This window comes from Microcoleus sp. Pol12B3 (assembly GCF_036701355.1).
Classification (GTDB): Bacteria; Cyanobacteriota; Cyanobacteriia; order Cyanobacteriales; family Microcoleaceae; genus Microcoleus.
Genome location: NZ_JAUBQS010000042.1, coordinates 42052 through 50915, shown reverse-complemented (window position 1 = coordinate 50915; position 8864 = coordinate 42052). Strand labels below are relative to the sequence as shown.

General features: G+C 44.3%; 8 protein-coding genes. 6 read left to right on the top strand and 2 right to left on the bottom strand.

Going from position 1 to position 8864, the window contains the following annotated elements; genetic code table 11:
- From QUA53_RS19995 to QUA53_RS19980, 4 genes are all read left to right on the top strand, one after another.
- Nucleotides 1-2356 (top strand): CHAT domain-containing tetratricopeptide repeat protein (locus QUA53_RS19995; RefSeq protein ID WP_333099345.1); only part of this gene is annotated, 2356 nt, incomplete at its 5' end.
- 364 nt (nt 2357-2720) lie between these two features.
- Nucleotides 2721-2915, top strand: a complete 195-nt coding sequence (locus QUA53_RS19990; protein WP_333099347.1) for a WD40 repeat domain-containing protein — start codon at nt 2721-2723, stop codon at nt 2913-2915.
- Between the two features lie 343 nt (nt 2916-3258).
- On the top strand, nt 3259-3894 hold the full coding sequence (locus QUA53_RS19985; RefSeq protein WP_333099349.1) for a hypothetical protein: 636 nt from the start codon (nt 3259-3261) through the stop codon (nt 3892-3894).
- Between the two features lie 753 nt (nt 3895-4647).
- Nucleotides 4648-4983 carry a hypothetical protein gene (locus QUA53_RS19980; RefSeq protein ID WP_333099351.1) on the top strand — a complete coding sequence of 112 codons (336 nt, stop codon included), beginning with the start codon at nt 4648-4650 and terminating at the stop codon, nt 4981-4983.
- Here the strand turns inward: QUA53_RS19980 and QUA53_RS19975 are convergent.
- Nucleotides 4976-5740 (bottom strand): IS1 family transposase, encoded by a 765-nt coding sequence (locus QUA53_RS19975; RefSeq protein ID WP_445304969.1) that lies wholly within the window; start codon nt 5738-5740, stop codon nt 4976-4978. The genes QUA53_RS19980 and QUA53_RS19975 overlap by 8 nt on opposite strands.
- A gap of 70 nt (nt 5741-5810) precedes the next feature.
- Here QUA53_RS19975 and QUA53_RS19970 point away from each other — a divergent pair, with 70 nt between their 5' ends.
- Nucleotides 5811-6542 (top strand): hypothetical protein, encoded by a 732-nt coding sequence (locus QUA53_RS19970; protein ID WP_333099352.1) that lies wholly within the window; start codon nt 5811-5813, stop codon nt 6540-6542.
- A 27-nt stretch (nt 6543-6569) separates the two neighbouring features.
- Entirely contained in the window at nt 6570-7247 is a 678-nt protein-coding gene (locus QUA53_RS19965) for a site-specific integrase (protein WP_333099353.1), read from the top strand.
- 268 nt (nt 7248-7515) lie between these two features.
- Here the strand turns inward: QUA53_RS19965 and QUA53_RS19960 are convergent, their stop codons facing one another.
- On the bottom strand, nt 7516-8142 hold the full coding sequence (locus QUA53_RS19960) for a hypothetical protein (protein WP_333099355.1): 627 nt from the start codon (nt 8140-8142) through the stop codon (nt 7516-7518).
- Between the last annotated feature and the right edge of the window lie 722 nt (nt 8143-8864).

Genomic DNA, 8864 nt, shown 5'->3' with positions numbered 1-8864 from the left:
CCAAGCCGAACCCTTATACCAACGTTCTCTGACTATCCGCGAGAAACTATTTGGCTCTGAGCATCCTGATGTGGCCGCTAGCCTCAACAATTTAGCAGAAATGTACCGACAGATGGGGAACTACGCCCAAGCCGAACCCTTATACCAACGTTCTCTGACTATCCGCGAGAAACTATTTGGCTCTGAGCATCCTGATGTGGCCGGTAGCCTCAACAACTTGGCGGAAATGTACCGACAGATGGGAAACTACAGGCAAGCCGAACCTTTATACCAACGTTCTCTGGCTATCTCGGAAAAAGCACTTGGCTCAGAGCATCTTGATGTGGCCACCAGCCTCAACAACCTGGCATTACTGCACACAGATATGGGAAACTACAGGCAAGCCGAACCTTTATACCAGCGTTCTCTGGCTATCTCGGAAAAAGCACTTGGCTTAGAGCATCCTGATGTGGCCACCAGCCTCAACAACCTGGCTGTGCTTTACCTACAGATGGGCAACTATACCCAAGCCGAACCCCTGTATCAACGTTCTCTAGCAATTCTGGAGAAAGTATTAGGCTCCGAGCATCCTGATGTAGCCCAAAGTCTCAATAACCTAGCTTTGCTTTACCATACTCAAGAAGACATCTCGCGTGGGGTTGAATTTTTGGCTCGTGGTGTGAATCTCCAAGAACAACATCTTGCTATCAACCTCACCATTGGCTCTGAATCTCAAAAACGTGCCTATATGGACACTTTTTCACAGGGAACATACTGGGCCGTTTCTCTGCACATCCAAGACGCACCCAACAACCCCGACGCTGCACGGCTTGCCCTCACTACGGTTTTACGTCGCAAAGGTCGCATCTTGGAAGTTCTCACCGACAGTCTCATCACCCTGCGTCAGAACCTCACAGAGGAAAACCAACAATTACTTGACCAACTGGTTGCCACTCGCAGCCAACTTGCTGCCTTGATTTTCAATAAACCTGAAAACCTTCCCCTGGAACAATATCGCAATCAAGTTGCTACGCTGAAAAGCCAAGCTGAAAAACAGGAAGCAGATTTAGCGCGTCGTTCGGGTGAATTCCGCAAAGTTTCTCAACCTGCAACCATTGAAGCAGTTCAAAAACTTATTCCTCAAAATGCGGCTTTAGTTGAATTGGTGCTTTACAAACCTGTTGATGCCAAAAATTTCAAATTAGAAAACGCCCGTTATGTCGCTTATATTCTCAACTCTTCCGGTAACATTCAATGGGTGGATTTAGGGGAAGCAGAACCCATCAATCAAGCCGTTACCGAATTTCGCCAAGCCTTGCAATCTCAGTCTCCCACTATCCAAAAAATTGCCCGCAGTCTCGATGAAAAACTCATGCAACCGATTCGTCAGCGTTTGGGCAATACTCGCACAATTTTAATTTCTCCCGATAGCCAACTTAACCTGATTCCTTTCGCCGCTTTAGTGGATGAAAATAACCGCTATTTAGTCGAAAAATATGCGATTACTTATCTCGGTTCTGGACGCGATTTATTACGCTTGCAAAATCCCGTTGCCAGTCGTTCTAATCCTATCCTACTAGCTAATCCCGACTATAGTAATCCCGGCTCGGTGCAAGTACCGAGTGCAAACCGAGGTAATAATACCCGACGTTCCAGCAATTTAGCCCAAATCCAATTCGGCGCTTTACCCGGTACGCTCAAAGAAGCCGAAGCTATTGCACCTCTACTATCTGGTGTACAACAATTAACAGGTTCCCAAGCCACAGAAAACGCCATCAAACAAGTCAAAAGCCCTCAGATTCTGCACATTGCCACCCACGGCTTTTTCTTAGAAGATGTGGAATTAGTCGCGCCGTCAACCGGGTTGAGTCGAAGTCTTTTGGTGGAACCCGATTTTAGCATTACACCCCGCCGTCCGGTAGCAGGAAATCAAGAAAATCCGTTACTGCGATCGGGTTTAGCGATGGCAGGTTTTAATATTCGTAAAAGTGGCGATGAAGATGGCGTTTTAACGGCGATGGAAGCTGCGGCACTGAATTTATGGGGTACGAAGTTAGTCGTGTTATCTGCTTGCGAAACGGGGGTGGGAGACGTGGCGAATGGTGAGGGTGTTTTTGGTTTGCGCCGTGCGTTTGTCATAGCAGGTGCGGAAAGTCAGGTGTTGAGTTTGTGGAAAGTTGATGATGAGGGAACTAAGGATTTAATGGTGAATTATTATCGCCGTTTGTTGCAGAATGAAGGGCGTTCTTCTGCGTTGCGCGAGATTCAGTTAGAAATGTTGCGCAGTGAAAATTATCAGCATCCTTATTATTGGGCGTCTTTTATTCCTTCTGGTGATTGGACTCCGATGGGGGCAGTGTCGCAAAAGTTAAAGTAGATATCTCCTAAAAAGAATCAAGAGTTTTGAGATAGATGTAGGGGCGTACTACAGCACTTTGGTTAACAATTAGGTACAATAGTAGAGGTGGTAAAAAAGAGAAAAATGAAACCCTACTCCCTAGATATGCGTCAAAAGATCGTTGACACTTACGAGGCAGGTAACACCTCTATTCGGAAAGTAGCAGAAAGATTTCAAGGAGCGTAAAAGTACGGTACAAGCACTACTAAAGCGAAAAAAAGAGACAGGAAGATTACTCCTAGGGCGTCGGTTCAGTCTCAGGAGTTGACAAAACAAACTGGAAATGATATGTGAATTGAGAAGCCTGTTAAATTCTCACAATCAGGAAGAAGGAAGAAACCTTATGCGCCCTCACGATGGCACCCAGATTGTCTCTGGCAGTTACGACAAGACGGTGCGGCTGTGGGGGGATATTTCCTTGGAGGGGTTATTGCATAGGGCTTGCGACCAACTCCGCTATCACTCTGTCTTGGTTGAACCTGAAACCGATCTTGCCAGGGAAGCAAAGAAGACTTGTCAGCGATACAAAGATCCTTAAAATGACAATTTTTACCCCAATTTCTGGCTTTTCTTCCTAACTTGATTTCCTTTTTTGTACACAATCCCTAACTAATTGACCACTATGTAAGGCCAAAAGCTTCAGTAGTAAGACAAAAAACGCAGTGTCCTACAAAGTTGTTTTACACTGTTGTGAGACAACTCCGTAAGACATCTCGGAAAGACCCCATTAAAACAAACACTACAGCTTCGGTACAGTACAACTAAAGGCTGGCTATACAAACTATTTTTGGGATACTCAGATTTAAGGAATTAAACATCACCGCGTCCAAACGGGAAAATTGTACGAATCAGCAAGAAGAGCAACAGCGAAGGTTAATAAAATGGATGAACTCGTCAAAAAAATAGCTGCTTTGGGTTTACCAGGTATCATCCTGGTAGTAACGATGGCTGCGACAGGTTTAACAGGAGCGGCTGCAATCACAGCAGCTCTAGCATTTCTAGGCGGCCCAGCAGGAATGCTCGGAGGCATTGCCGTACTAGGTTTAACGGGATTGATTGCAGATGCCTTAACAAAAGTAGGGTTAGAGGACTTGCTGACAGCAATTTATTGCCAAAGGCGCTTATCTGAGCCACACGGGAAACTTTTAGATGAGATTGAGCAATTATCCCTGTTTGATGGCGATATCAAAGAAAGGCTCAAGCAAACTGTGACAGATGGATGTGGCTGTTCAGCAGCCAGCGCTGCAAACATTTCAGATGTTACCCTTGAGGCTCGCGCCATTTTAGAAGCTGTCCCAGGAATGACACCAGCACACCACAGGGATTTTAACAGTTCCAATCCGATTATCAGACTTAGGGATGGAACAGCCGTTAGGGCTTGGAAAAACCCCCTCGGCGTTGACCACATTTTTTTAGCAGATCCCGATGGCAAAATGATTTACGGTGGCTTTGTGGGCTGGATTCACAGTGAAGGATTGAATCAAGCGCTCTCGCAAATGAGAAAAAACTTGACATAAACTAGATAGGGTGGAAAGCATACTGTAATAAAACTTAACTTTTCAGCTACTAGCATTTCTGCTCTTATCAAGAGCTAAGGGCAATCGAGCAGAAACTTAAAGGCTAAATCACTGAGAATTTACTAAGCGTTGCAACTTCAGAGACATTTACAGTATAATGTTGTTGGACATCAGCCCAAGCTTTTAGAAAGAGAGCATTAATGTTTTCCCACAAATCAGCACGGCTGTATCCACCCAGCACTCATACATCTCTCTAAAATTCTGCTAGTCATCTTGTTTTGCAGGCGCTTTTTTTCTTAACGCCTCACAACCAAGAATCGGCTTTCCGATTAATCATAATAAAACGACCTATACAGGAGCCCTAACTAGGAGCTCCTTTTTTTTGGCTCGTTTCTAGAGCAGAGCGAAGTGAGAGCTGGTTGCAAAATCCAATCAACAAGGAGACTTTGAAATAGACAAAAAAGGTTACAAGAGTCAAAGCAATAATTGAATAAAACACCCTTGACCGGGGCAGATTACTGTCCCGGCTTTTTTATTTTTTTCGAGGAGTTGCTAACAGAAACTCAAGTCTAAATAGCGTGATAAGTATTCTGACAGTTATTTATCACGCTTGAACTAAAGCTTGAGGCTGTGAAGGCTTATTAGCAAGAGTTTCACCGCATTTATTTGCTTATATCTTAATAGATAAAGAGCAAAAAGAGTGCCATTTATTTGATGTTAAAGTGTAATATATCACACCCAAAAGGAGTAAGAATGAACAAACTCATCAATACCGTACCGCAAAGTTTGGCTGAGGTTTATCGCCTCTACGAGCAAGAGTTAACGGCAAAAAATATTCAGGCAAAAAATCATCAATTAGCTCTTCTGCCAACGGCTTTATTTCGATATCTTTTACCTAAGTATGGCTTGCCTTTCCCGGAGGGAAAAAAGTTAACCTTAGTTGAGTTGCACGCAGCTTGGGAATTGATGAAACAAATTCCTACCCATGAATTAAAGAATGCTCTGAGTTATCAAGATGAGGTTTTTAGTGCCCTGAGGTGTACCCTCTCTATCTGTCGAACTTATCGAATGGGTAGTGCTTTTATGTAAAGGATGGAGAAAATTGAGGCGGTTGAGTCTTCAGCATTGCTAATCTAATTCGGTGATTGTAATCATGAATAAAATTCCAAATAGCACCCTGATGATTCTCCAACTTCTTAGAAAACGATAATGTCTTCCTGACTAATCGCGAAATTCGCTGCCTGAGAGTATTATTTAATCGTTCAATGTAACTCGTCAATCCGCTTTCTTTCCCCACAGGCTGATGCCGTTTACTCGGTAAAACCGCAGCATATGCCTCCCAATGATCGGTATAAATCTTGGCACATTGGCGATAGACACTCGGTAGGGAATCCCATAATGCAAGAGCCGATTTTAAGGAACGGTCTCCAATATGACATCCGATCACTTCCCGAGTCTTGGCATCCATTGCTAACCAAACCCATTGTTTATTCCCTTTGTTGTCTACAAAAGACCATAGTTCATCCATTTGGACGGTGTGTTTTCCGACTTCTTTTGGGATAACTGTAGCCTTGGGTTCTACGGCAGTGTACAAGTGGTTTACATAATTTTGAAGCCAGCTCTTGGAAACACCCATGACTCGGGCAATGCCATTAAGAGAAATCCGTTCAAGGAGAAGCAACTCAATTTTTGCCAAGGTGTCGGTGTTTTTGGGTTGCCACTGAGGATTTTCGACAAACTGGCGACCACAGTCACGACATTTATGGTTTTGTTTTCCGCGACGCGTCATACCATTTTTCATCACATCGTCAGAACCACAAGTGGGACAAATCAGATAGGGTTTCATCATGAGACTCCTCAAAAGATTGGCATAGAGCTATTATCCTCTATCCTTTACATAAAAACACTACCATCGAATGCACTTGACAAAGGTTCTATTGTGGAGTCAGCAACAACCTTGGTGGAATGGAGCAGTTATTGTTAGCGAGAAAGACCGAGAGAAACGCTGTCCGAAAATGCGTAATACAAGAAGCTTCAGTAAGGACAAACCTCGTGTGACCGAGCGCCAGATCAATCGGGGTTGCCCTAATTTTCAATACACCTTGAAAGCTGAAGAGATTTCGCCTGATTTACAGCAGGAACTCGATCTGTTCTTGAAATTCCAAACTGCTCTGGTTGGGAATCGCAATCGCCAAGATCAAGCTCTGCGCCCTGTTAGTGCAATGGCTCACGTTACAGCCGCGAAGAGGCAGTTAGGTTGGCTTCACCGTTATCAGGGCATTTCTCTTGATGAGTTAAGTCTCAAAAAACTGGTGGCTTACAGTGGATTAACTCCTGAAGGCAAGAAAGATGAAGCAGAGATAGAGGCAGTGATAGAGCTAATTGACTCTCACTTAGAATGGTTGAGGGAAGCCCGAGGAGCGTCTCCTAATACTGAACTTAAAGCTGTGGAATGTCTGGTAGCTGTGGCGAAATTTCTTTATCATAAAGCATCGAAACAGCGCAGTCGCTACCTTGTTGGTGGCAAGCAGGTCGGGTACAAAGATATTCCAATTATTGAGGAATTGAGGCTGTTGGAAGGCGAGATTATGGTCAGGGTAAATCAAAGCCCGCGCTGTTCCGATGAATCGAAGAAATGGCTCGATTAGCCAGTCTTCTTAACCTGTGTAAAACAGTTGGTAGAGGAATGTAAGGAGCGGAGTGCTTGTGGCAAGAAGCGGCCACTGAAGGCGATTGCCCAAAGTTACCAAATAGCTTTGATTTTTATGCTGTTGAGTGCTTTTCCAGACCGCAGCCGGACGCTGAGGGAACTAGAGGTTGGCCGCACTCTATTCAACCGCGATGACAAGTGGTTTATTGAGCACAGTGCTGCTGACTTCAAGACTGGTGATAGTTTTTGCAAGAATGGTCAAAGGCGGGTAATAGAACTACCAGAGAGCTTGTATCCCTTTTTTACGGAATGGCTGGAAAAATGGCGGCCTATTTTCAATCCTAAGCATGGGTATTTTTTTACAAAAGTCAACGGCGATCCGCTTGACACCAGCGCTTTGGGTAATTACTTCCGTAGTCGGAGCTATCGGTTGACAGGCCAAGTGTTTACACCGCATATGGTGAGGGATTCCATTGTTACTTACCTTAAATTGTCGGGAGCGGAGGATACCGTGCTGGCAGCTTTGGCCGACTTGATGGCTCACTCTCAGAAGACTCAGGGTCAAATCTACGATCGCCGCACTCCTTCTCAGAAGGTGGCTCCGGCTTTGGAAGCGTTGCAGTCGCTCTCGGCCGGCATTCTGCCTGAACCAATTGTGGAACCGTTGAGGGTGATTTCATTTGAGAATGATGCTGAAACTTGATTATTACTGCACTTTTGCAGGTTCGTGAAGTACAAACAACTCGGTTTTAGGGGCAGAACCCCCGTGCCTGCCCCGATTCCGGTTTGTACGCTGTATTTCATAAATTCAGTTAAATTCTGACATCGGATACTGATTCCGTGACCTAAATCCAGATCGCTCTGGGGAGTTGTATTTTCGCTGCTGCCGAAACTGACTGTCGCTGACTATCGCTCCTCTACCAGTCTCGTTTGTTTACTTCGCTGCTATCAACTTGCCGATAAACTAAACCTCATTTTCTTGAATAACGCCTCGCTATCCTATCAGGAGTTGGCATAGCTTCGAGTGTTGGGTCAATCTGCTCGTCTGTGGTGTTCATAACTTCCGGTATTGCGTCGATCTGCTCGTCTGTGGTGTTCATAACTTCGACATTAATCGCAAGCTCATGGTTAGATTCTATTGGAGTCTCTAGCATTATGGGTGCAATTAATTTTGGTGCAAGGGGTTCGGTGAGCGCAGAGACTGGTTCAAGAATGTTGATCGCGTCTGTTTCAAGCTGCGTATTAATCGTAAGCTGAACCTCCTGCTCTATAGACACTTCTGACTCTGTATGTGTGGTTGGTTCAGGTGTGGCTGCTTCAATGGATGCGGTCGGCTCAAAAATGTTAATTGCTTGTGAAATGAAGTTGAGCTCGATTGCTGCTTTGAAGATTGCGATTTGAGTTGGATCAACATTATTAAGCATCGCAAGCGCCGTCTCCATTTGTTCCAGCACCGATTCGCAAGCTTGCTCAACCAAGAGTAAATGCTGATGGTAGTCTTGAAGCTCGCTGAGCTTGGTTTGGAGTGCGGCGATTTGAGCTTGAGTCTCGGAGATATTGGCATTGACTTGAGCGAATTTGGTGGTTAAGAATTTCATTGGTTTTGCGTCCTGTTTATACGTTTAGTGAAAACTTCTCCCGCAGTATTTGAGTCAAAGTGTCAATGCTGAAACCGTTAAATTTTGTATCCCAGCTCTAGCATTTATAGCTTTGAATTTAATATTAAAATTTAACTATAATACTAATACGCCACTGCCTAAAGCGATTGTTACGTAATACTTTGAATTTAATTATGGCACCCAATAACAAACGTATGCCTATTCTGGGACAGCCAGATAAATCTATCTTAGAAATGATACTAGCTCACGAGCTAAAGAAGGGATGGAAGCTGATAGATCAATACTTTGACCCCCATCAATACTTCCCACAAGGGGTAACTATGCTTGAATTTGAATCATTCTCACTCTCCCCTGAAAAGCCTGAAGATTACTAGGAAGAAGCTGAACTCAAGAAAGATTTTGATTGCAAAAATAATATTCATCTCATATTTTTGCATCGCCAAGAAATAATTTAATCCAAAAAAACCCTCTTTTTGAAAGAGGGCATAATTGACTTTCCCGCCTCTCCGTTCATAGAAATGGTGGCTTCCTTATTCTCTATAGATTTACCGGGGAATCAACTAGGGGCGATCAGGCTACCCAACAAGCCGATCGCTCCTGGTTTCTCCGTGGTCAGCAAGGAAAAATCAAAGAGCGGCAGACCTAGGAAAACTTTCGGCAATATGCGTTTTTATGAGTTTTTATGAGAGCGCCCCTCACCT